At 70.6% G+C, this 20,909-nt stretch carries 23 protein-coding genes; 14 read left to right on the top strand and 9 right to left on the bottom strand.

The genetic code is table 11. From position 1 onward, the window contains the following. Positions 1 to 5: 5 nt before the first annotated feature. Positions 6 to 335 carry a WhiB family transcriptional regulator gene (locus OHA86_RS13035; protein ID WP_329182386.1) on the top strand — a complete coding sequence of 110 codons (330 nt, stop codon included), beginning with the start codon at positions 6 to 8 and terminating at the stop codon, positions 333 to 335. Positions 336 to 464: 129 nt separating this feature from the next. Here OHA86_RS13035 and glpX read toward each other — a convergent pair whose 3' ends face one another. Further along, positions 465 to 1,496: a class II fructose-bisphosphatase gene (glpX, locus tag OHA86_RS13030; protein WP_329175175.1), complete on the bottom strand. Its 1,032-nt coding sequence runs from the start codon at positions 1,494 to 1,496 to the stop codon at positions 465 to 467. Between the two features lie 214 nt (positions 1,497 to 1,710). On the opposite strand from glpX, the gene OHA86_RS13025 reads away from it, so the two are divergent. Then, positions 1,711 to 2,250: a DUF4245 domain-containing protein gene (locus OHA86_RS13025; RefSeq protein ID WP_329175173.1), complete on the top strand. Its 540-nt coding sequence runs from the start codon at positions 1,711 to 1,713 to the stop codon at positions 2,248 to 2,250. A 28-nt stretch (positions 2,251 to 2,278) separates the two neighbouring features. On the opposite strand, the gene OHA86_RS13020 is transcribed toward OHA86_RS13025, so the two are convergent. The 3 genes from OHA86_RS13020 to xseA form a co-directional block, all read right to left on the bottom strand. Continuing rightward, positions 2,279 to 2,872, bottom strand: coding sequence for a malonic semialdehyde reductase (locus tag OHA86_RS13020; RefSeq protein WP_329175171.1), 594 nt, complete (start codon positions 2,870 to 2,872; stop codon positions 2,279 to 2,281). Between the two features lie 208 nt (positions 2,873 to 3,080). Beyond that, entirely contained in the window at positions 3,081 to 3,332 is a 252-nt protein-coding gene (locus tag OHA86_RS13015) for an exodeoxyribonuclease VII small subunit (protein WP_329175169.1), read from the bottom strand. Between the two features lie 59 nt (positions 3,333 to 3,391). Further along, positions 3,392 to 4,612: an exodeoxyribonuclease VII large subunit gene (xseA, locus tag OHA86_RS13010; protein ID WP_329175167.1), complete on the bottom strand. Its 1,221-nt coding sequence runs from the start codon at positions 4,610 to 4,612 to the stop codon at positions 3,392 to 3,394. 210 nt (positions 4,613 to 4,822) lie between these two features. On the opposite strand from xseA, the gene OHA86_RS13005 reads away from it, so the two are divergent. Together OHA86_RS13005 and ppgK are read left to right on the top strand one after the other, a co-directional pair. After that, on the top strand, positions 4,823 to 5,818 hold the full coding sequence (locus OHA86_RS13005) for a 4-hydroxy-3-methylbut-2-enyl diphosphate reductase (RefSeq protein WP_329175166.1): 996 nt from the start codon (positions 4,823 to 4,825) through the stop codon (positions 5,816 to 5,818). Positions 5,819 to 5,892: 74 nt separating this feature from the next. After that, the gene (gene ppgK / locus OHA86_RS13000) at positions 5,893 to 6,636 is read left to right on the top strand and encodes a polyphosphate--glucose phosphotransferase (RefSeq protein ID WP_329175165.1); all 744 of its coding nucleotides are present in this window, start codon (positions 5,893 to 5,895) and stop codon (positions 6,634 to 6,636) included. On the opposite strand, the gene OHA86_RS12995 is transcribed toward ppgK, so the two are convergent. Beyond that, positions 6,557 to 7,135, bottom strand: coding sequence for a DUF6542 domain-containing protein (locus OHA86_RS12995; protein WP_329175164.1), 579 nt, complete (start codon positions 7,133 to 7,135; stop codon positions 6,557 to 6,559). The genes ppgK and OHA86_RS12995 overlap by 80 nt on opposite strands. 176 nt (positions 7,136 to 7,311) lie before the next feature. Between OHA86_RS12995 and ychF the strand changes: the two genes are divergently transcribed. After that, positions 7,312 to 8,400, top strand: coding sequence for a redox-regulated ATPase YchF (ychF, locus tag OHA86_RS12990; RefSeq protein ID WP_329175163.1), 1,089 nt, complete (start codon positions 7,312 to 7,314; stop codon positions 8,398 to 8,400). Positions 8,401 to 8,507: 107 nt separating this feature from the next. Here ychF and OHA86_RS12985 read toward each other — a convergent pair whose 3' ends face one another. From OHA86_RS12985 to OHA86_RS12970, 4 genes are all read right to left on the bottom strand, one after another. Beyond that, complete coding sequence (locus tag OHA86_RS12985) at positions 8,508 to 9,386, bottom strand: tyrosine-type recombinase/integrase (RefSeq protein WP_329175162.1); 879 nt, start codon at positions 9,384 to 9,386, stop codon at positions 8,508 to 8,510. A gap of 124 nt (positions 9,387 to 9,510) precedes the next feature. After that, positions 9,511 to 10,233 carry a WbqC family protein gene (locus OHA86_RS12980; RefSeq protein WP_329175161.1) on the bottom strand — a complete coding sequence of 241 codons (723 nt, stop codon included), beginning with the start codon at positions 10,231 to 10,233 and terminating at the stop codon, positions 9,511 to 9,513. Between the two features lie 13 nt (positions 10,234 to 10,246). Then, the gene (locus OHA86_RS12975; protein WP_329182385.1) at positions 10,247 to 10,843 is read right to left on the bottom strand and encodes a YdcF family protein; all 597 of its coding nucleotides are present in this window, start codon (positions 10,841 to 10,843) and stop codon (positions 10,247 to 10,249) included. A 65-nt stretch (positions 10,844 to 10,908) separates the two neighbouring features. After that, the gene (locus OHA86_RS12970; RefSeq protein ID WP_329175160.1) at positions 10,909 to 11,976 is read right to left on the bottom strand and encodes a hypothetical protein; all 1,068 of its coding nucleotides are present in this window, start codon (positions 11,974 to 11,976) and stop codon (positions 10,909 to 10,911) included. Between the two features lie 140 nt (positions 11,977 to 12,116). On the opposite strand from OHA86_RS12970, the gene OHA86_RS12965 reads away from it, so the two are divergent. The 9 genes from OHA86_RS12965 to OHA86_RS12925 all read left to right on the top strand — a co-directional run bounded on the left by OHA86_RS12965 (position 12,117) and on the right by OHA86_RS12925 (position 20,899). Then, positions 12,117 to 12,578: a hypothetical protein gene (locus OHA86_RS12965; protein WP_329175159.1), complete on the top strand. Its 462-nt coding sequence runs from the start codon at positions 12,117 to 12,119 to the stop codon at positions 12,576 to 12,578. Positions 12,579 to 12,634: 56 nt separating this feature from the next. Beyond that, positions 12,635 to 13,066, top strand: coding sequence for an ATP-binding protein (locus OHA86_RS12960; protein ID WP_329175158.1), 432 nt, complete (start codon positions 12,635 to 12,637; stop codon positions 13,064 to 13,066). Positions 13,067 to 13,104: 38 nt separating this feature from the next. Continuing rightward, entirely contained in the window at positions 13,105 to 13,473 is a 369-nt protein-coding gene (locus tag OHA86_RS12955; protein ID WP_329175157.1) for a hypothetical protein, read from the top strand. A 27-nt stretch (positions 13,474 to 13,500) separates the two neighbouring features. Next, on the top strand, positions 13,501 to 14,100 hold the full coding sequence (locus OHA86_RS12950; RefSeq protein WP_329175156.1) for a DUF6907 domain-containing protein: 600 nt from the start codon (positions 13,501 to 13,503) through the stop codon (positions 14,098 to 14,100). A gap of 262 nt (positions 14,101 to 14,362) precedes the next feature. Beyond that, entirely contained in the window at positions 14,363 to 15,568 is a 1,206-nt protein-coding gene (fxlM, locus tag OHA86_RS12945; RefSeq protein WP_329175155.1) for a methyltransferase, FxLD system, read from the top strand. Positions 15,569 to 15,631: 63 nt separating this feature from the next. Next, on the top strand, positions 15,632 to 15,823 hold the full coding sequence (locus tag OHA86_RS12940; protein WP_329175153.1) for an FxLD family lanthipeptide: 192 nt from the start codon (positions 15,632 to 15,634) through the stop codon (positions 15,821 to 15,823). An 87-nt stretch (positions 15,824 to 15,910) separates the two neighbouring features. Further along, the gene (locus OHA86_RS12935) at positions 15,911 to 18,814 is read left to right on the top strand and encodes a lantibiotic dehydratase (protein WP_329175152.1); all 2,904 of its coding nucleotides are present in this window, start codon (positions 15,911 to 15,913) and stop codon (positions 18,812 to 18,814) included. Continuing rightward, positions 18,811 to 20,052, top strand: coding sequence for a lanthionine synthetase C family protein (locus tag OHA86_RS12930; protein ID WP_329175151.1), 1,242 nt, complete (start codon positions 18,811 to 18,813; stop codon positions 20,050 to 20,052). The genes OHA86_RS12935 and OHA86_RS12930 overlap by 4 nt, the downstream gene beginning before the upstream one ends. Before the next feature lie 16 nt (positions 20,053 to 20,068). Beyond that, positions 20,069 to 20,899, top strand: a complete 831-nt coding sequence (locus OHA86_RS12925; RefSeq protein WP_329175150.1) for a thiopeptide-type bacteriocin biosynthesis protein — start codon at positions 20,069 to 20,071, stop codon at positions 20,897 to 20,899. Positions 20,900 to 20,909: the final 10 nt, after the last annotated feature.

Here is a 20,909-nt window from a genome sequence, read left to right as displayed (position 1 = left end):
CCGTCATGGACCCAGCCACTCCACCAGGTCATCCACGCGACTTGGGCGGGCCCTGGCACTCGGAGGCGGCATGCCGCAGCGACGAGGCGGGGCTGTTCTTCGCGCCGTCGAAGGAGCCCACCGCGGCCCGGCTGGCCCGTGAGGAGGCCGCCAAGCGGGTCTGCGCCCGCTGCCCGGTGATGCTCGAATGCCGCGAACACGCGCTGCTCCAACCGGAGCCGTACGGGGTGTGGGGCGGCATGACCGCCGCCGAGCGCCGGGTCGTGCTGGCCCGCAGACGCCGCCGCGAGGTCGAACTCCAGCGCCCCGCCGCTCAGATAGCCGTGGCGGGCTGACCACGGCGGCGCACATCCTGCCCGGGTGGCGGTGCGCCCGGGAGCGGCCCGGTCCGGGCAGGAGGTGCGGTGGCACGGTGCTGTGGGGACGCGGGTGCGGCGGACCGCCGCCGTCGGCCGCGGGCGAGGTCAGTGCGCCCGGTCGAAGTTGACCGCGCTGTACGCCCGCAGCTTGGACAGCCGGTGCTCGGAGTCGATCTGCCGGATGGTGCCGGACTTGGACCGCATCACCAGTGACGAGGTCGTCGCCGTCTCGCGCCGGTAGCGCACCCCGCGCAGCAGTTCGCCGTCGGTGACGCCGGTCGCCACGAAGAACACGTTGTCGCCGCTGACCAGGTCCTTGGTCTCCAGCACCCGGTCCAGGTCGTGTCCGGCGTCCAGTGCCCGCTGCTTCTCCGCGTCGTCCTTCGGCCACAGCCTGCCCTGGATCGTGCCGCCCAAGCAGGTGATGGCGCAGGCCGCGATGATTCCTTCGGGCGTACCGCCGATGCCGAGCAGCAGGTCGACGCCGGTCCCTTCGCGTACGGCCATGATCGCGCCGGCCACGTCGCCGTCCGCGATGAACTTGATCCGGGCGCCGGTCTCCCGGATCTCCCGGACGATGCCGTCGTGCCGCGGCCGGTCGAGCACCACGACCGTGACGTCCTCCGGCGCGCTGCCCTTGGCCTTGGCCACCCGGCGGACGTTGACCGACGGCGGGGCGGTGATGTCGACGTACTCGGCGGCCTCGGGGCCGGCCACCAGCTTGTCCATGTAGAAGACCGCCGACGGGTCGAACATCGTGCCGCGGTCGGCCACCGCGAGCACCGAGACGGCGTTCGGCATGCCCTTGGCGGTCAGCGTCGTGCCGTCCACCGGGTCCACGGCGACATCGCACTCCGCACCGGTGCCGTCGCCGATCCGCTCGCCGTTGAAGAGCATCGGCGCTTCGTCCTTCTCGCCTTCGCCGATCACCACGACGCCGTTCATCGACACGGTGTGCACCAGGGTCCGCATCGCCTTGACGGCGGCGCCGTCCGCACCGTTCTTGTCGCCGCGGCCGACCCACCGCGCGGCGGCCATCGCGGCGGCCTCGGTCACCCGGACCAACTCCAGGGCGAGGTTGCGGTCGGGTGCCTCGGGGCTCACTTCGAGCGCGGGGGGCAGATTCTGTTCGGTCATCGCAACGCACCTTTCTGTACGAGGACGGCCGGATATGAGGGTGCTGCGACCTTATCGGGTTCCCGCGAATATGAGCAGGACGCCTGTCACATGAGCGGACCGCCGTCGGTCGTACGACCGGACCGCCGCCCGCCACGTGAGCGGACCGGCGCCGCGTACTGGCGGTCGGGGACCCTCGGTCGGGGCACGGCGGGGCATGGGGGACGATAGGGGCGTGGCAGCAGACAAGCGTGGCAACAAGACGGTCAGGGACCTGATCCTGTCCTTGGCGGTTCTCGGCGTCGTCGTCGCCGTCATCTACGTGTTCATCCCGCACGACTCCAAGGCCGACCCGGTCAAGCCGATCAGCTACTCGGTGGAGCTGGGGCAGGCCAGGCGGGACGCGCCCTTCAAGGTCGCCGGGCCCGAGGGTTTGAGCGCCCGGTGGCGCGCCACCTCGGTCACGTACAACTCCGCCGACCCGCACAAGGTCGTCTGGCACGTCGGCTTCGTGGACCCCGAGCAGCAGTACGTGGCCATCGAGCAGAGCAACGGCGACCCGGACGCCTTCATCGGCGAGGTCACCCTCAACGCGCACCGCGACGGCACGCGGACGGTCACCGCCGGCGGCCTGGTCTGGGAGCGCTGGGCGGGCAAGCGGTACAACGCGCTGGTGCGCAAGGAGCAGGGCGTGACCACGATCGTGCTCGGCACCGGTCCCGACAGCCAGCTCACGCAGATGGCCGCCGCGCTGCGGGAGCGCGGCGGCCAGTAGGTGCCCGCGGGCCGCGGGCGGTCCCGACTCAGACGGTCGTGATGACCTCGTCGTAGGACAGCCGCGGGTTGCGCGGGAACCAGGCGTCCTCGCCCGGCTTGCCGATGTTGACCACGGCCAGCACCGAGTGCTCGCCGTCCGCGAAGAACTCCTTGTTGATGCCGTCGGCGTCGAAGCCGGTCATCGGGCCGGCCGCGAGGCCCGCCGCGCGCACGCCGATGATGAAGTAGCCGACCTGGAGCGAGGCGTTGAAGGCGGCCGACTTCTCGCGCACCGGACGCTCGGAGAAGAACGCGTCCTTGGCCTGCGGGAAGGCCGGGAACTGGGCGGGCAGTTCCTCGTGGAACTCGTTGTCCGCGGCCAGGATCGCCACCAGCGGGGCGGTCGAGGTCTTCGGCTGGTTGCCCCCGGCCATGTGCTGCACCAGGCGCTCGCGGCCCTCGGCGGAGCGGACCAGGACCACCCGCAGCGGCTGCTGGTTGAAAGCGGTGGGGGCGTACTTGACCAGGTCGTAGATCGCCTGGATCTGCTCATCGGTGACCGGGTCCGCGGTGAAGGTGTTCGCGGTGCGGGCCTCGCGGAAGAGAAGGTCCTGGGCGGCGGGGTCGAGTACGAGCGTCATGGATTACCTCTGGGGGGTCGATCGGAGCGGTGCGCGGTCTCCCGCGCGGAGGACACCCGGTCGCGGTCTCCCGCGCTCGGGAACACCCGATCCAACCTGCATGAAAGCTCAACCATTCCGGGTTCAACTGTGACCCCGGTCACACTCGCGCCTTCGTGACCTGGTCTTTTACGCCCCCGGGCAGCTCCTGCCGCCGCTGGCCGGCGCGCTACGCCTCCGCGCCCTCGCCCTCGTCGCCCCTGGCTTCCTCCTCCGCCGCAAGCGCCGCGTTCAACCGCTTGCGGGCGCCCTCCAGCCAGTGCCGGCACACCTTCGCCAACTCCTCGCCCCGCTCCCACAGCGCGAGCGACTCCTCCAGCGTGGCGCCGCCCGCCTCCAGCCGGCGCACGACGTCGATCAGCTCGTCGCGGGCCTGCTCGTAACCCAGCGCGGCGGTGGTGGTGTCCTGGTCTGCTGCCATGGAGCCAGCCTAGGGGCGGCCGCCGACAGCCCGGCTCCCGCTGGCGCCGACGGCCCCGCTCACGCTTCCCCGCCGCCCGCCACCCGTACCGTGAAGCCGCCCGCCGCCACCCGCGCCCGCAGTTCCTCGCCCTCGGCGACGTCGGCCGGGTCGCGCACCGCGGCGCCGTCCGCCCGCTGGAGCACCGCATAGCCGCGCCGCAGCGTGGCAGCCGGGGACAGCGCCACCACCCGGGCCAGCGTGTGCGACAGGTCGGCGTCCGCCCGGTCCAGGGCGTGCCGCAGTGAGCGGCGGCCCCGGTCGAGGCGGTCGGCCACCTCCGCCGCCCGCTCGTCGATCATCCGGTGCGGTGCCGCCATCGAGGGCCGGCTCAGCGCCGCTTCGAGGCCGCGCTCCTCCCGGTCCAGCAGCCCGCGGATCACCCGCAGCGCCCGGTCGCTGACCAGCCGTACCTTGGCCAGTTCCTCGCGCACATCGGGCACCACGCGCTTGGCGGCGTCGGTCGGTGTGGACGCGCGCAGGTCCGCGACCAGGTCGAGCAGCGGCGAGTCCGGCTCGTGCCCGATGGCCGAGACCACCGGTGTGGCGCAGTCCGCGACCGTACGCACCAGCTGCTCGTCGGAGAACGGCAGCAGGTCCTCGACGCTGCCGCCGCCCCGGGCCACGATGATCACATCGACCTCGGGGTGCGCGTCCAGCTCGCGCACCGCCTCGATGACCTGCGGCACCGCGTGCGCGCCCTGCACCGGGACGTTGCGGATCTCGAAGCGCACCGCCGGCCAGCGCAGCCGGGCGTTTTCCCGTACGTCCCGCTCGGCCGCCGAGGCGCGCCCGGTGACCAGGCCGATCAGCTGGGGCAGGAAGGGCAGCGGGCGCTTGCGGTCCAGCGCGAACAGCCCCTCGCCGGCCAGCTGCTTCTTCAGCCGCTCAAGCCGCACCAGCAGCTCGCCCACTCCGACCGGGCGGATCTCCACCGCGCGCAGCGACAGGGTGCCGCGCGGCCCGTACCACTCCGGCTTCGCGTGCAGCACCACCCGCGCTCCCTCGCCGACCACGTCCGCGACCTGGTCGAAGACCGCGCGGAAGCACGTGACGCTCAGCGAGATGTCGTGCGACGGGTCGCGCAGCGTCAGGAAGACCACGCCCGCGCCGGGCCGCCGGGACAGCTGGGTGATCTGCCCCTCGACCCACACCGCGCCGAGCCGGTCGATCCATCCGCCGATCAGCCGGGACACCTCGCCGACCGGGATCGGCGTGTCCGCCGAGGTGCTGAGAGCCATCCCCCGACTCTAGCCCCGCCCTCCGACACACCCCGGGGGCCGCCGGAGCGGGCCGCCGCGGTCGGGGACGTCACCCCGGGGAACGCCGACCGGGTACGCCGACCGGGGCACGTACCGCACCCGTCGGCGTACCGGCGGCGGGGGAACACCGCCGAAGCTCACCGGCGCCGGTGCGCGACCGCACCCGTGCCCGCCGCGGCCCCCCGTACGATGGACCGCATGACGACCGAAGCCAGCCGCCGCGTCCTGCTCGCCGCCCCCCGCGGGTACTGCGCGGGCGTGGACCGTGCGGTGATCACCGTCGAGAAGGCGCTGGAGCAGTACGGCGCCCCGGTCTATGTCCGCAAGGAGATCGTCCACAACAAATACGTCGTGCAGACCCTGGAGCGGAAGGGCGCCGTCTTCGTCGACGAGACGGCGGAGGTGCCCGAGGGCGCCATCGTCATCTTCTCCGCGCACGGCGTCGCCCCGGTCGTCCACGAGGAGGCCGGCCGCCGCAAGCTGGCCTCGATCGACGCGACCTGCCCGCTGGTGACCAAGGTCCACAAGGAAGCCGTCCGGTTCGCCAACGAGGACTACGACATCCTGCTCATCGGCCACGAGGGCCACGAGGAGGTCATCGGCACGATGGGCGAGGCGCCCGAGCGCACCCATCTGGTCGACGGCCCCAAGGACGTCGCCGAGCTGACCGTACGCGACGAGTCCAAGGTCGTCTGGCTGTCCCAGACCACCCTGTCGGTGGACGAGACGATGGAGACGGTCGACGCGCTCAAGGAGCGCTTCCCGAACCTGCTCTCGCCGCCCAGCGACGACATCTGCTACGCCACCCAGAACCGCCAGGTCGCCGTCAAGCAGATCTCCGCGGACGCCGAACTGGTCATCGTGGTCGGCTCCCGCAACTCCTCCAACGCCATCCGGCTGGTCGAGGTCGCCAAGCAGTCCGGAGCCGAGGCGGCGTATCTGGTGGACTTCGCCGACGAGTGCGAGGACGGCTGGCTGGAGGGCGTCGGCACGGTCGGCGTCACCTCGGGCGCCTCGGTGCCGGAGATCCTCGTGGACCAGGTGCTGGAGTGGCTGGCGGTACGCGGTTTCGCGGATGTCCAGATCGTCACCTCGGCGACGGAGTCCATCCAGTTCTCGCTGCCCAAGGAACTGCGCCGGGATCTGCGTGCGGAGGCCGCCGCCGGGGAATCCGCCAAGAGGTGAGTTGTTTTCCGCGCGCCTCCCATGGGGGGAGCTACCAGAGGTGAGGTCCTCGGCCCGCCTCTAGCCTGGAGGTCATGGACGTGTTCGGTGTGGACATCGGCGGTACGGGAATCAAGGGCGCCCCTGTCGACCTCGACAAGGGCGACCTGTCGGACGAGCGGTACAAAGTGCTGACGCCGCGCCCGGCCACTCCGGAAGCGGTGATCGAGGGCGTCCACGACGTCGTCACCCACTTCGGCTGGTCCGGGCCGCTCGGGGTCACCTTCCCCGGTGTCGTGATGGACGGCGTGACCAGGACCGCGGCCAACGTGGACGCCGGCTGGGTCGGGCTGGACGCGCGCAAGGCGATCAGCGACCGCCTCGGCCTGCCCGTGGTGGTGCTCAACGACGCGGACGCGGCGGGCGTCGCCGAGATGACCTTCGGGGCCGGGCGCGGGCGCGGCGGCACCGTCATCGTGCTGACGCTGGGCACCGGCATCGGCAGCGCCGTCTTCGTGGACGGCCGCCTGCTGCCGAACACCGAGCTGGGCCACCTGGAGCTGCACGGCCACGACGCGGAGAAGCGCGCGTCGGTCAAGGCCCGCGAGGACGAGGACCTGAGCTGGGAGCACTGGGCGCACCGGCTGCGCAAGTACCTGGCGCACGTCGAGATGCTGTTCTCGCCCGACCTGTTCGTGCTGGGCGGCGGAGTCAGCCGCAAGTCCGAGAAGTTCCTGCCGCTGCTGCACGGCCACGGGCTCAGCGCCGAGATCGTTCCCGCGGAGCTGCAGAACAACGCCGGGATCGTCGGCGCCGCGATGGCAGCCGCAAAGCTCTGACCGCGACGATCAGCGCGGCCAGCACCGTACCGGCGTAGAGCCAGCCGGTCATCAGCGCCAGACCGGTGAACAGGCCGAGCAGATGCCCGACCAGGCCGCCGTCCCCGCCGTCGGCGGTCAGCCCGATCCCGACGGCGAAGGCGATCGGCGCCGACACCGGGGCCGCCACCAGGTCGTACGGGCGTACGTAGACCGCCGCGGTCGCGCTCACCGCGACGAAGGCGAGGCCGAAGAAGACGCCGGGGCCGTCGAAGAGGAGCGCGTCGACGGTACCGGCCAGCACGGTGACCACGGTGGTCAGCAGCCCGGTGCCGAGCCCGGTCAGCCGCGGCCTGGGCCGCTGTACGGCACGCAGCCGGCGGACCAGCGCGGCGAGCGGGCGCGCGGGCTTGGCCGGTACGGCCGGCGGAGCACCGTAGACCCCCGCGGCGGCCTCCCCGCCGGGTGCCGGGGGCGGGGCGCCGCCGGTGCCGCCCGGACGCGCACTGTGTTGGTCCACCTACCCAACGTAGGCGTCCCGCCCCGGGAAACCACGCAGCGTACCCGGACATTCGCCCGGCTGGGCGCCCGTGTTCGAGCGCGGGCGGGGTGCCGCGCCCCGGCCCCGTAGACTGGCGGCCGGCATCCGGGCTGCGGACGCCGGCCTCGTTACGGGAAGCTACGGGAAGTCGCCACGTGTCGCTCACCATCGGAATCGTCGGTCTGCCGAATGTCGGCAAGTCGACGCTCTTCAACGCCCTGACCAAGAACGACGTGCTCGCGGCCAACTACCCGTTCGCCACGATCGAGCCCAACGTCGGCGTCGTGGGCGTCCCCGACGCCCGGCTCGACACGCTCGCCGGGATCTTCGGCTCGGCCCGTGTGCTGCCCGCCACGGTCGACTTCGTCGACATCGCCGGCATCGTCCGCGGCGCCTCCGAGGGCGAGGGCCTGGGCAACAAGTTCCTCGCGAACATCCGCGAGTCCGACGCGATCTGCCAGGTCATCCGGGCCTTCAAGGACGAGAACGTCGTCCACGTCGACGGCAAGGTCTCGCCCAAGGACGACATCGAGACCATCAACACCGAGCTGATCCTGGCCGACCTCCAGTCCGTCGAGAAGGCCATCCCGCGCCTGACGAAGGAGGCCCGCCTCCAGAAGGAGAAGGCCGCCGTCCTGGCCGCGACCGAGGCCGCCCAGGCGATCCTCGCCGCCGGCGACACGCTCTTCTCGCACGGCATCACCAAGAGCACCGAGCAGGGCGCCCTCCTGCACGAGCTGCACCTGCTCACCACCAAGCCCTTCCTCTACGTCTTCAACGTGGACGAGGACGAGCTGACCGACGAGGCCTTCAAGGACGAGCAGCGCGCCCTGGTCGCCCCCGCCGAGGCGATCTTCCTGAACGCCAAGCTCGAATGCGACCTGGCGGAACTCGACGACGCCGAGGCCCTCGAACTCCTCCAGTCCGTCGGCCAGCAGGAACCCGGCCTGGCCACCCTGGCCCGCGTCGGCTTCGAAACCCTCGGCCTCCAGACCTACCTCACCGCCGGCCCCAAGGAATCCCGCGCCTGGACCATCAAGCGCGGCGCCACCGCCCCCGAGGCGGCCGGCGTCATCCACACCGACTTCCAAAAGGGCTTCATCAAGGCCGAGGTCATCTCCTTCGCCGACCTGGTCGCCACCGGCTCCGTGGCGGAGGCCCGCGCGAAGGGCAAGGCGCGCATGGAGGGCAAGGACTACGTGATGCAGGACGGCGACGTGGTGGAGTTCCGCTTCAACGTGTAGCTGCGCGGGCGGTATGCGGTCTGACCTGCGGCGGAGGGGGTGCGCGGCCTCAGCGGTCCGTACGGAGTCCGCAACCGTGCTGACGGGTGGTCAGCGCGAGGGACTGGCTACGCCGCTTCGGTAGCTGCCGCGTCGCCCTCTTCGGGGCAGTCCGCGTACGCCTTGTCGACAGCGGCCCGGGTCCGTTCCTCGGAGTCGGGCCACAGGTGGGTGTAGATGTTCAGCGTCATGGCCGCGTTGGTGTGGCCGAGGCGCTCGGAGACGGTTTTGACGGACTCGCCGTGCTTGATGAGCAGGCTGGCGTAGTGGTGCCGAAGGGCATGGGGTCCCGTGCCCTTCGGGATACCGGCCTTGGCACACGACGGCCGCCAGGCGTGGTCCATGAAGTGGGTGTAGACGATGGGTCCGCCCTGCGGCGCTGTGAAGAGCCAGCCCTCGGCGCCGTCGACAGGAAAGTCCCGCAGGTGGGCCTTGAGCGCGGCGACTGCCATTTTCGGCAGCGGGACCGTTCGGTGGGAGCGGGCCGTCTTGGGCGGTCCGACATAGACCCCGTGCTTGGCCGTCTGCTGTATCTGCTGCTCGACCGAGACGGTCGCGTGCAGCAGGTCCGCATGGCGGAGCTGGAGCCCGAAGAGCTCGCCGGGCCGTAGCCCCGTGGCGGCGCCCAGCAGCACCAGGGCCTTGTAGCGGCCCGGTATTTGCTCGGACAGCGCTCGGACCTGTTCCACCGCCAGCGGCACCACGCGCTTCCGGGGAACGGAGGGGAGCTTTGCGTCGCTGCATGGGTTGTGCGGGATCATGCGATCACGGACAGCGGCCCGGAAGACGGCGTTGACGGTGTTGAAGACGGTCCGTGTCGTGCTGGCGGCGAGCCCGTGGGTCGTCGTCAGGCCGGTGACCCAGCTCTGAATGTCGCCGGGCTTGATCATGCCCAGCGCCCGCTTCTCCCAGGCCGGATAGACATAGCACCGCAGGTGCTGTTCCACAGTCTTGGCGGTGCCGGGGCGGTGAGGCTGGCTGGAGCGCCATTGCTGGATCCGTGAAACAGAACCGGGACAGGGCCAACGGGGCGCCTTGGCTCCTGGAGATGCGGCGGGGTGGCCGTCGAATTCAGCCGAGCGTGAGCAGCTCGTCGAACGCGGCCCTCACGTCGGAAGCCCCGTACGTGGTGAGTGCCCACAGAGCCGAGATCTTCGCAGCTGAGGCCCACAGGCCCTCGGCGGTCGGTGGTCGGAATGCGTGGACACTGAGACCCCGCTTCGAGAAGGGGCGGCGGTCGAGGTATCGCAGGCCGCCTGTGCCGCAGAGGTAGGCATCAGCGCCGACCGCCGAAGTGAGGTCGGCCAGACGTTCCGAGCGGTCCAACGACGTGGCGAGGTCGCTGCTGTGCACGATGGATCCGCGCCACCCCAGGACGTTCAGCAGGGCGCGGGTGGTCGCCTCTGCGACAGCCGCCGTGCGACCGGTCTCAGTGACCGCTTGGACAGCGGGTTCGAGTGCTGCTTGCAGCAGTGGCCAGTGGGTGCTGAGGCGATAGTGCTGCGCGGGCAGTTGGCTGAGGCGGCGGGCGGCGCGTGGCGGGTCCGCGAGCCGGGCGTCGCGGATCAATGTTGAGCGTCCGTAAGGGAGATGGGTTTCCACAGACAGCCACTGGTGCTCCTCCGGGTTGTGAAGTCCGGCGAGCCGTGCCCGGTGCTGGTAGTCGCGGCGGGCGAACTGGACATCGTCCAGGACAACCCAGACGTCGGCCGTGCAGAGCTTCGCCAGCGTGGAGAGCCGGGGCAGGAGGTTGGGCTGATGGATTGCACATGAGCGCACTGCCGGTGCGCCCACGAGGGCGGCACGGTCAAGTGGGGAGGAGCCAACTGTCGTAGCCGCGGGCGCGGAGGCGTGCGAAGGCATCGCGGACCTCTTCAGGGACGTGCTGCTCGATGGCGAAACCGCGCTTGGGGTACTCCATCACCCGTTCCATATCGCCCATGAGCATGTCGATGAGCTGCTTCTCGTCGTCGTGCGTCTTGACGTATTCGATGTACGGCAAAGGCTGGGAGACGCAGATCGGCTCCGCCTCGGGCCACAGTTTGCGGCATGTGGCGTAGGCGCGGCGCTGCATGTAGGGCATGGAGATCAGAAGCAGGGTGGTCACTGCGACGCCCGCATTCTCCAGCACCTCGCGAGAGAAGCCGATGTTCTGACCGGTGTTGGTGGCCTTGGGCTCCAGCAGGATTGCTTCGTCCGGCACGCCCAGGGAAAGCGCGTGTTCGCGGTAGTGGGTGGCCTCACCACGAGGAAATCTCGCCTGGGTGGCTGCGCTGGTGTTGCCGGTGAAGACAACGGTCGGGAACATGCGGGCGTGGTAGAGGTCGGCGGTGGTGGTGGCCACACCGAGGTCGAGGCTGCCGAGGGCGATCGCGGCGGAGCAGGGCTTCAGCTCGTGGCCCATCTGGTGGAAGTCCCAGATGGCTCGGGCATCGGCCCGGTCCGCGTCGCTGATCGGGGCCTGGCCGGTCACGTGTACTCCTCGCTGTTGCGCACTGTCTTGATGCTTCGCAGTTGGTGTTTCAGGCCGTATCGGGTGGCGGTGTCGGAGGCGCGGTCGAGCACGGCGTGGCCGGCGCTGCGGGTGGCCGGGTCGGTGAGCAAGATGTGGCCGTGCGCGGTATCGATCTGGACGCGCTGGAGCGGAGTCTCGAAACGGCCGTTGCTGCGGGCTGTATCGATGTAGGCCAAGGCCCGGGTGAGATCGCCGACGCCACGGTAGGCCAGCGCGAGCTTCTGCTGGGCGGTTGCCCAGTCCTCCGGCTCGTCCAGGTCCTCGAACCGCTCCGCCGCCTGCCCCATGACCTGGATAGCGAACTCGTTGCGGCCGTCTTTGGCCAGGGCGGTGCCGATCCACAACAGGGCGCGGGCGCGGTCGGCTGAGCCGAGCCTTTGGTCGTCGGTGAGCTGTTGGTAGAGCGTGGCCGCAGGGGTGAGCCGTCCGGCCATTTCGGTGACTACCGCAAGAGAAAGTTCGATCTGCGCGGCCCGGCGCGGAATGTCGAGTTCGGCGAATACGTCGTGTGCGTCGGAGTAGAGCCGCTTGGCGGTCATTAAGTCCTGAAGGGTGCCCTGGAGGCGGCGCAGGTCACCGGACAGGACCAGCGAGCGCCCGTAGAGGTAGAGGCCGCGATCGTCAAGGTCGCGCGGCTGGACGGGGCCGAGCCAACGTTCCAGAAGAGTGGCGGCGAAGGCGAAGTCCTGGCGATCGAGGCACACCACGATGCGCTCCAGATCCTCCGTCCAGGTCTCGTGATCGGCGATCGTGAGCGAGGGAGTCCCTGTCGATTGCCGCCCCGGGGACGCATCGAGAAGCTGCTCGAATCGGGCTTGTGCGGTGCCATCGGAGCGAGCGAGGGCTGTGTCGAGGATGGCCTGTGTGTCGGGCCATGGGCAGGTGGTCGTGCCCAACTTCTCCCATTTGGAGACCGTGCGGATCCCGACGCCCAGGTGAGCTGCGTAGGCCCGCACGCTCATGCGCAGCGCCTGCCGCAGCAGGCCGGCCTCGCGGCCGGTCCATCGCCTCACGCTCGCCACGGGGCGCCTCCTTCCTGCCGTAATGGAATCACGGACAGTGGTCGAGAGGCCACGGAAGTGCCACAAGGGTGCAACGGCCGTTCATTCCCTGGGGGATGGGAGCAAGTCAGGCTCGAAGGACTCAGCCCATCCGTCCTGTCGTGGAGGTCATCCGCGTGGTCACCCTCACCGAGCACAGCCCTGTTCCCCATCCGGACGTCTACGGCTTTCTGCGGCTGACGCGCACGACGCGGGGTCGGCGTCTCGCTTTGTCGGCGGTTCTGGACGACTACTGCCGGACTCACGAGTTGAGGTTGGCCGCCCTGTTCGTAGAGCACGCTCCCGACGACTTCTACTCCCCGGCTTTCGTCGGGCTCCTCGACACCCTCACCCTGGCGGATGCCTACGGCGTCGTCATCCCGTCTCTCGCCCACCTCGGCCCCAAGCGAACCGCCACCGACCGCGCACGGATCGTCCTTGGCGTCGGTGCCCGACTGATGCAGGTGCGATTGGGCGCCGCGAACTTGCACTCGGGAAGCACGGCCGTCTCCACTACCCACCGGGCCTCGGCCTTGATCGTGCCGCGTCTCCTCCGCGCTCGACGGGAGAGGCCGGTCTCATGACCCGGGTAGTGCAGTCCACGAGCGACCACACCACCCCGACAGCCCCCGTCCCGGTCGTGACCGAGCCCGTCTGCGACGAGTTCGCGGTGCGGATCTCCAGCGGTGCCGCAACGGGCAGGGCACTGGGACGAGACCCCGATGGTCAGTGGGTCGGACGGCTTCGCCGCATCAGCGCGGCAAAGCTGCGCGCTTGGGGGCTGGCTCCGCTCATGGACGAGGCCCAGCTCGTGGTCAGCGAACTCGTCACCAATGCCCTGCGTTACGGCCAGGGCGCCGAGATCGAATTCCGCCTCGTCATCACCCTCCAGGGGATGTTGCTGGCGGTGAACGACGGCTCTGACAGCCGCCCACAGCTGAGGGTGGTCGACGACTCCAGCGAGACCGGCCGTGGCCTCTTCCTCGTCGCTGCTGTCGCTGACGACTGGGGCGTCAGCCCCGACGGCACGACCACCTGGTGCTCACTGAGCCTTGCGAGGGCGTGCCGATGACCGTCCCGAGTCAGCATCTCTGCAGAAAGCAACACGCAATGACGCACGCGAAGACGCTGTTCCCCGTCTGCGGCCGGCCCGCCCGGCTCCCTGAGCGTCTGGTCCAGGAGGCTCTGCGCATCGCGACACCGTACGGGTCGCCGCATGAGGCGGACGTGGAACGGGACTTGTGGTGTCACCTCCAAGCCCACGGCGACAGGGACCACTTCGCCCTCGTACTGGATCTCGACGGCGTGGCCACCGGGGCCATCTGGACTCACTGGGCAGACGGCACCCCTGCAGCACTGGACGTCCGACCGGATTGCCCGTTCGTCGATCCCGAATCACGCGAAGGGTGCTGCGAGTTCGCCTTCCACCCGGGCGCGCACAGCCACCGCCTCACCGCCACGCCCATCGAATTCTCTTGACTTCCCATCCCAACAGAGGAGATCACCTTGACTACCACCTCACTGGCTCTGAAGCCGGACACCGCCGCACCACCTGCCCAGCAGCCGCTCCCGGAAGGGGCCGCCTCATTGGGCCGCACCTGGCGTATCAGCACGAATGGCGGCATCACCCTCACCGGATACCTGCCCCCGTGGGCCGACGAGGACCCCAGCGAATCGGACGTCCCGCTGGAAGAGCTCTCCGTCAAGCTGGTCGACCTTGCGCACTGGCGGCCCTTCGACGGGCAGATGATGCGCATCCACAACCCCGCCCACGCGGACGGCGCCGACCTGGTGGCGGAAGCGAGCCTCTTCGACGGCCACGTCACCTGCCACCCCTACAGCGACGACCCCCAGGAGCGGACCCCGTACGCCGACGTCCGCGTGGTGGACGACTTGTGGTTGAACCACCTCACGCCCGAGGACCTCACCAGGCTCACCGCTCAACTCCGCGCACAGGCAGACCACATCGAGAATGACGTCACGCCGCTCCTCGAAGCGGCCCGCGGCGACTGGACTGCCCGTCAGAGCGGACGCACGGACGTCGTCGTCTATGAGCCTGCCGGCGCGTCGATAGCCTCCGCGCCGATCGGCGCTGTCCGCTGTTGACAGAGCACCCGACGCACGCACGAGAGCGAAGGAACTTCCCCTGATGACCAACACGACCGTCGAGCCCGACGAGGCCACCCGCCTGCGGAACAACGTCGTGGACACCCTCCGCGCGGAGGGCTGGATCTCCTCGTCACGGTCCTGACGCGCAGACGGGGCGTGACCAGCGACGGCCGAACCACCTGCGAACAGTCCGCATCTCCGTGCCCCGGCCTTGAGCGGGCTACCCGCAAGTACTACCGCAACGGAAGTAGGTAATCGGATGACTGCAATCGACGGCTCGACGGACCGCGATCCCGACGTGCTGCGGGCGGACATGGTCCGCGCGCTCCGCGACGAGGACGGGATCACAACCGGGCCCGTCGCCACCGCCTTCACCACGGTGCCCCGGCACCGCTTCGCGCCGGACGCACCTCCGGAAGTGGCGTACAGCCTTCACCGCACCGTGCCGGTCAAGAAGGACGAGCACGGCACGGACATCAGCGTCATGTCCGCCGCTCACCTCCAGGCCGTCATGCTCGAACAGGCCGAGGTCGAGCCCGGGATGAACGTCCTGGAGATCGGTTCGGGCGGGGTCAACGCCGCTTACCTCCAGGAACTCGTCGGTAGCGAGGGCAGGGTGACCACGGTCGACATCGACCACGACGTCATCGACCGCGCTCGCCGCTGCCTCGACGACGCCGGGTACGGCCGGGTGAGAACGGTCCTCGACGACGGCGAGCATGGTGTCGCCGACGGCGCTCCGTTCGACCGGATCATCGTGACGGCAGCGGCATGGGACATCCCTCCGTCGTGGATTGGCGGGCTGGCGGAGAAGGGGCGGCTCGTCGTCCCGCTGACGGTGTGCGGGACGACCCGCAGCATCGCTTTCGACCGCGACAGAAGCGGACTGATCAGCCGCTCCTACGGCCTGGCGCACTTCGTGCCCATGCAGGGCGAGGGCGCCGCCGAGGAGCACAAGGTGATGCTGCGCGAAGGCGTCGCCTTGCAGACCGACGACGTGCGAGTGCTCCTGGAGCCCCAGGCGCTCGACGCGGCTCTGGACATGCCCCGGCTGGAGCGCTGGTCCGGCGCCGCGTACGACCTGCCCGACGAGCTGGACCTGTTCCTCACGCTCAACCTGCCGAGTCCCGCCCGTCTCCACGCCGCCCAAGCCGTCGTCGACGGCGGCCTCGTGGAAGCTTCCGCCCTCAAGGGCGTTTCCGCGCTGGTGAGCCGCGACAGCTTCGCGTACCGCACGCGCCGGGAGAACGCCGCGACGGGCGGCTTCGAGAGCGGCGTGGTCGCTCACGGCCCACAGGCCGAAGCTCTCGCCGACCAGTATGCCGACCTCCTCCGCCACTGGGCGCAGAACCACCGCCGGCGGGGAGCCGCGACCTTCCGCTACCTGCCGGGCCCCGCGCCCAAGCCCCTGCCGGAGGGCACTGTGCTGCGCCGCCACGGCATCGTCACCGCGATCTGGACCTGAGACTCCGGAGCCGCACGGCTCCGGGACCACGCACCACCCGTCAACCACTCCAAGGAGGTTTGCATGACCGTGCAGATGGAGCGTCCGGTGACGCCCCCGCAGCCGGGGGACGCTCTCGCGCCCACCGATGCGGCGGGGGACTGGGACCTCGACATCACCATCGTCGAGGGCGGCCCGGCCGCGGACCAGCTCATCCGCCTGACGAGCGACGGATGCAACTCGACCTGCGCCACGGCGTGCGTGAGCTGCCCGTAGCCGTCCCGTAGGCATCGACCGCGTTCGGAGCGGTGCCCGACCGTGCGCAACTCGCGGTCGGGCACCGCGCACCCAGAGGGGGGACACATGTACCGGTACGTCGACGCAGCGTTGATCCGGGCCGCTGCGGGTCAACCCGACACGCAGGTCACCTGGCCGGACCTCGTCAGCACCACCGCGGGCCCGGCGTCGTGGCGCGCCTGGTTGCAAGAGGTCTGGCGGATCGGTGACTTCGCCGACGCCGTCTCGGCCGCCAGCCCCGATCTCGCGTCCCGTGTCGAGCAGATCTGCGCCGGCCACCACTTACCGGAGCCCACGGTCCACCGCGTCGTCCTTGCCGTCCTCCGCTACCTGCTGCGTACCCGCACGCGAGCCACGCCGTTCGGGCTCTTTGCCGGTGTCGCGGCAGCGCGCATCGGCGCCGCCCCCGCACTACGCCTCGGCTCCGAACACCGCCTGACGGCCAGAGCCGACGCCGCGCAGAGTACGCCGCTGGTCGACCACTTCGAGCGGCACCCGGCACTGCGACCGCACCTGATGCTGCTCACCTCCACCCTCGCCGTCGAACGCGACGACCACGTGGCCATCGACCACCGGCCCAGCGGGAAGCCCGGCACAGGACCCGAGCATGTACACATCCGCATGACGGAGCCCGTGCGGGCTGCTCTCGACGGCGCACGAAACCCGATCCGGTGGCGCGACCTTGCGTCGAAGCTCGCGGCCGCCTTTCCCGGCACCTCGCCGAACCTGATCGACAAGCTTCTCGCGAGCCTGGTCACGCAGCAGTTTCTGCTCACCAGCCTGCGCCCTGCGATGACAACCCACGACCCGCTCGCCGGCCTCCACGACCACGAGCATCGGCTGTCCACCCATGAGAGAGCTGAGGTCCGCGCGACTCCGCGCCACGCGCAGGACCTTCTCCTGGATTGCGACCCGACCATCCCCGACACCGTGGCCCGCGAGGCAGCTGCTGCGGCGAAGGCTCTCACCCGGCTCGCGCCCCAGGCCGCCCTGACCGGCTGGGCCGAGTGGCACGGCCGCTTCCTGGACCGGTACGGGCCGCGGGCGGTCGTCCCCGTCCTGGACGCCATCGACGCACTCGGCTACCCGCCCGGCTACCTCGGGGCTACCGCGGCGCCCTCGCTCTCCACCTTGCCCGACCGAGACGGCCGCCTCATCAAGCTCGCCCACGCCGCCGCGGTGCAAGGCCGTCTCGAAGTCGTGCTGGACGAGGCTGCGCTGGAATCCCTGGCCACCACGGGTCCCGACCACCCCGTGCAGCCCGGCACCGAGCTGACCGTGCGCATCGACGCCGCAGACTCCGCAGCACTTCAGCGGGGTGAGTTCAGCCTGCACGTCGTCGGCGTGGCCCGCTCCGCCGGCGCTACCACCGGGCGCTTCCTGGCCATGCTGCCGGACGAGGACCGGCGCCGTATGACCGAGGTGTACGCCGCCCTCCCGGGAGTGCACGACGATGCCCTCGTCGCCCAGATCAGTGCCGTCCTCCTGTCCGTACGAGCGGCGAACGTCGCGCGCGCCCCGCAGGTGACCGACCTCGTGATCTCGCTGGGCGAATACCGCGGCCCGGAGAGCAGACTCCTTCCCGTCACGGACCTGGCCGTCAGCGCGGACGCCGAGCAGCTCCACCTCGTCTCGCTCTCCCACCGCCGCCCGGTGCACACGCTGCTGCTCAACGCCGTGGACCTGGGGCTGCATTCGCACCCCCTGACCCGGTTCCTGGCCGAGGCGCCTGTCGCGTTGGCCGTGCCCTGCACGGGATTTCTGTGGGGCACCGCCGCCTCGAACCTGCCCTTCCTGCCTGCCCTGCGCTACGGCCGAACGGTCCTCTCCCCGGCCCGCTGGCGCCTCGACCGCGGCGACCTGCCCGCCGCATCAGCGCCGTGGTCGCAGTGGGACGAAGCCCTGAGCCGCTGGGGCCGTGACGTGCGCCTTCCCGACAGGGTGTACCTGAGCGAGGCCGACCAGTGCCTCGCTCTGGATCTCACCGAGCCCTCGCACCGTGCTCTGCTGCGCACACACCTCGACCGCGACGGCACCGTGACCCTGCGCCCGGCGCCCGAGCCCCAGGACTTGGGCTGGATCGGAGGCCGCGCTCACGAGGTGGTGATCCCCCTGATCTCCGACCAGAACCGCACCCCCGTACGGACTGCGCCCCACGTCGTCACCCGCGAACACGGCCGTCTCCCCGGCAGTGGAGAGCTTCTCTACGTTCAGCTCCACGGTAACCCCGCCAGACAGGACCACATCCTCACCCGCCATCTGCCCGCCCTGCTAGACGAACTCAAGCCTCCCCGCTGCTGGTTCGTCCGCTACTCCGAACCCGGCCACCACCTCCGTCTGCGCCTTTCCTGCAGGCCGGGCGCGCTCGGGGCGACCTTCGAGCACGTCGGTGCCTGGACCGAGGCGCTTCGCCGCCACGGGCTGATCACCCACGTCAGCGTGGAGACCTACCACCCGGAGATCGCCCGGTATGGCGGCCCGGCAGCAATCGACGCCGCGGAGGCGTACTTCGCCGCCGACTCCACCGCCGTGCTGGCCCAGCTCGCCGCAAGGCGAGCGAAAGACGCCCCCGACACCCGCGCGGTGACCGCCGCGAGCATGGTGGATATCGCCATCGGCCTGCTCGGCGACCGCGCCAGGGCGATGGGCTGGCTCATCGCGCACACCCGAACCGATTCGGCTGCCCCACCTCGCCCCGTCCACCGGCAGGCCGTCGAGCTGGCGCACACGCACCCCGTCGGCGTGGACGAGCAGACCACAGCAGCCTGGTCCGCACGAAGAGCGGCACTGGCCGACTACGCCGACACCCTCCTGGCGGCAGGTACCGACCCCGGCGACTTACTGCCCGACCTGCTGCACTTGCACCACGTACGTATGCACGGCCCCGGTCTGCCCGCAGAGCGCACACACCTGCACCTGGCCAGAGCCGCCGCGCTCAGCTGGACGGCCCGATCGAGGAGAACGGCGTGACCACCGCTCTCGCCTCCACCGCCCTGTCCACCGCCGACAAGATCGCGGAGGCCCTGCGCGATCCGAGCAGCGCGTGGCCCAGCGGCCGGCCCATGGGTGGCCGCGCCTGGCCCCAGTCGCTGGCCGGAGGCGCCTGCGGGATCGCGCTGCTGCACATCGAACGCGCCCGTACCGGCCAGGGCGACCGGGACACCGCGCACACCTGGCTCGCCGAGGCCGTAAGCGGCGAGATCAGCGCAGCCGACAACGCGAACCTCTACTTCGGTGCCCCCGCCCTCGCCTTCGTCACGCACCGCGCGGCCAGCTCGTCAAGCCGCTACCTGCCGCTCCTCAACCGCCTGGACACCGCCACCCTCACCGTCACACGCATCCGTATCGCAGCAGCCCACCAACGCATCGACCGCGCCGAACCCGTCCCGATGGAAGAGTTCGATCTGATCCAGGGACTGTCCGGACTCGGCGCCTACCACCTCAGCCGGCACCCCCACCACGAGATCACCCGGGACACCCTGACCTACCTCGTACGGCTGACGGAGCCCCTGAGCAGCTCGGCCGGATTGCCTCCCTGGTGGATGGACGTTGCCCCCACCGGCGCGCCTCACCGCAACTACCCCAGCGGTCACGGCAACTTCGGTCTCGCCCACGGCATCGGCGCAGCCCTGGCCGTACTCTCCCAGGCCCTGCTTTACGGAGTGACTGTGCCCGGCATGACCGACGCCGTCGCACGGATCTGCGCCTGGACCGACCGCTGGCGGCAGGGCGACGACAACCACCCCTGGTGGCCCGGCCACATCACCGCGCGGCAAGCAGCCGACCGCCACGTCCACGCCGATCTCCGCCCCCGTCCCTCCTGGTGCTACGGAGCCAGCGGCACCGCCCGCGCCCAGCAACTGGCCGGGCTCGCCCTCGGCGACCCGGCCCGGGTGCAACTCGCCGAGAACGCGATCCTCGACGCCCTGCGCGACCCGGACCAGCTCAGCAAACTCCCCGAGATCGGCCTTTGCCACGGCATGGCCGGCCTGCTGCACGCCGGATGGCGCATGGCCACCGAGACCGGCAACCAGCAGATCACCGCGGAGCTGCCGCACCTTGCCGAGCGACTGATCGCCGCGCTCGAACAGGACGCCCACGATCCGGAACTCCTTGACGGAAGCGCCGGTGCGGCACTCGCCCTGCACACGTACGCCACCGCGGTCGCGCCCGTCCCGCACTGGGACACCTTCCTCGCCCTGGCCTGACCCCCGGAGGACCCTGATGCCCCCACCCACCTGGCGCCAGGTCAACGTGGCCTTCCCCGACTGGGAACGCGCCGAGGCCACCGCCGTAGCCGACCTCGCCCCGCTCATGGAGGCCGTGGAAGACGCCGGGGCCATCACCACGTGGTTCTTCGTCCGGAAGCACCCCTGCTGGCGAATCCGTTACGCGCCCGTCGCGGGCACGCAGGACGCCATCGACGACCGCCTCGACGCGTTGGTCGCAGCCGGAAGCACCGCCGGATGGACGGAGAGCGTCTACGAGCCTGAGGTGCACGCTTTCGGCGGCACCCAGGCCATGGACTCCGCCCACCGGTTGTTCCACCAGGACAGCCACCACCTCCTGCACTTCCTCCGCGGGGACACCGCGCGGCACAGGCGCGAAACCTCCCTAATGCTGTGCAGCCTCATGCTGCGCGCTGCCAGCCTGGACTGGTACGAGCAGGGCGACGTCTGGGCCCGCGTCGCAGCTCACCGCCCGCCACCGCCCGACGCCGAGCCCGACAACAAGGACCGACTCCACACCGCCGTACGCCGTCTCATCACCGTGGACCCGCAGCACGCGACGCAGCCGGGAAGCCCGCTCGCAGGAGCCGAGGCATGGACCATCGCCTACACGGCAGCCGGAGGCGACCTGGCCCGGCTCAACCAAACCGGGCACCTCCACCGCGGAATCCGCGACGTCCTCGCCCACCACGTGATCTTCGCCTGGAACCGCCTCGGCCTGCCTTACTCCACACAGGCCACCCTCACGGCCGCCGCGCAGACAGTCATCTTCGGCCCGGACCCCAGCGCCGAGAGGAGCACCGCGCACCGTGAGGAAACTCCCTGACACCACCGCC

Source organism: Streptomyces sp. NBC_01477 (genome assembly GCF_036227245.1).
In the GTDB taxonomy this organism is placed as follows: Bacteria; Actinomycetota; Actinomycetes; order Streptomycetales; family Streptomycetaceae; genus Actinacidiphila.
The sequence above is the reverse complement of the archived record's forward strand: the minus strand, read 5'-3'. Positions and strand labels throughout refer to the sequence as shown.

What these genes read in the sequence shown, in the direction of transcription:
- OHA86_RS13035 (WP_329182386.1), top strand. Translation starts at nt 6, where the DNA reads ATGGACCCAGCCACTCCACCAGGTCATCCACGCGACTTGGGCGGGCCC.
- glpX (WP_329175175.1), bottom strand. Translation starts at nt 1,496, where the DNA reads ATGACCGAACAGAATCTGCCCCCCGCGCTCGAAGTGAGCCCCGAGGCA.
- OHA86_RS13020 (WP_329175171.1), bottom strand. Translation starts at nt 2,872, where the DNA reads ATGACGCTCGTACTCGACCCCGCCGCCCAGGACCTTCTCTTCCGCGAG.
- OHA86_RS13015 (WP_329175169.1), bottom strand. Translation starts at nt 3,332, where the DNA reads ATGGCAGCAGACCAGGACACCACCACCGCCGCGCTGGGTTACGAGCAG.
- xseA (WP_329175167.1), bottom strand. Translation starts at nt 4,612, where the DNA reads ATGGCTCTCAGCACCTCGGCGGACACGCCGATCCCGGTCGGCGAGGTG.
- OHA86_RS13005 (WP_329175166.1), top strand. Translation starts at nt 4,823, where the DNA reads ATGGACCGCATGACGACCGAAGCCAGCCGCCGCGTCCTGCTCGCCGCC.
- ppgK (WP_329175165.1), top strand. Translation starts at nt 5,893, where the DNA reads ATGGACGTGTTCGGTGTGGACATCGGCGGTACGGGAATCAAGGGCGCC.
- OHA86_RS12975 (WP_329182385.1), bottom strand. Translation starts at nt 10,843, where the DNA reads ATGGGCCACGAGCTGAAGCCCTGCTCCGCCGCGATCGCCCTCGGCAGC.
- OHA86_RS12955 (WP_329175157.1), top strand. Translation starts at nt 13,105, where the DNA reads ATGACGCACGCGAAGACGCTGTTCCCCGTCTGCGGCCGGCCCGCCCGG.
- fxlM (WP_329175155.1), top strand. Translation starts at nt 14,363, where the DNA reads ATGACTGCAATCGACGGCTCGACGGACCGCGATCCCGACGTGCTGCGG.
- OHA86_RS12940 (WP_329175153.1), top strand. Translation starts at nt 15,632, where the DNA reads ATGACCGTGCAGATGGAGCGTCCGGTGACGCCCCCGCAGCCGGGGGAC.
- OHA86_RS12935 (WP_329175152.1), top strand. Translation starts at nt 15,911, where the DNA reads ATGTACCGGTACGTCGACGCAGCGTTGATCCGGGCCGCTGCGGGTCAA.
- OHA86_RS12925 (WP_329175150.1), top strand. Translation starts at nt 20,069, where the DNA reads ATGCCCCCACCCACCTGGCGCCAGGTCAACGTGGCCTTCCCCGACTGG.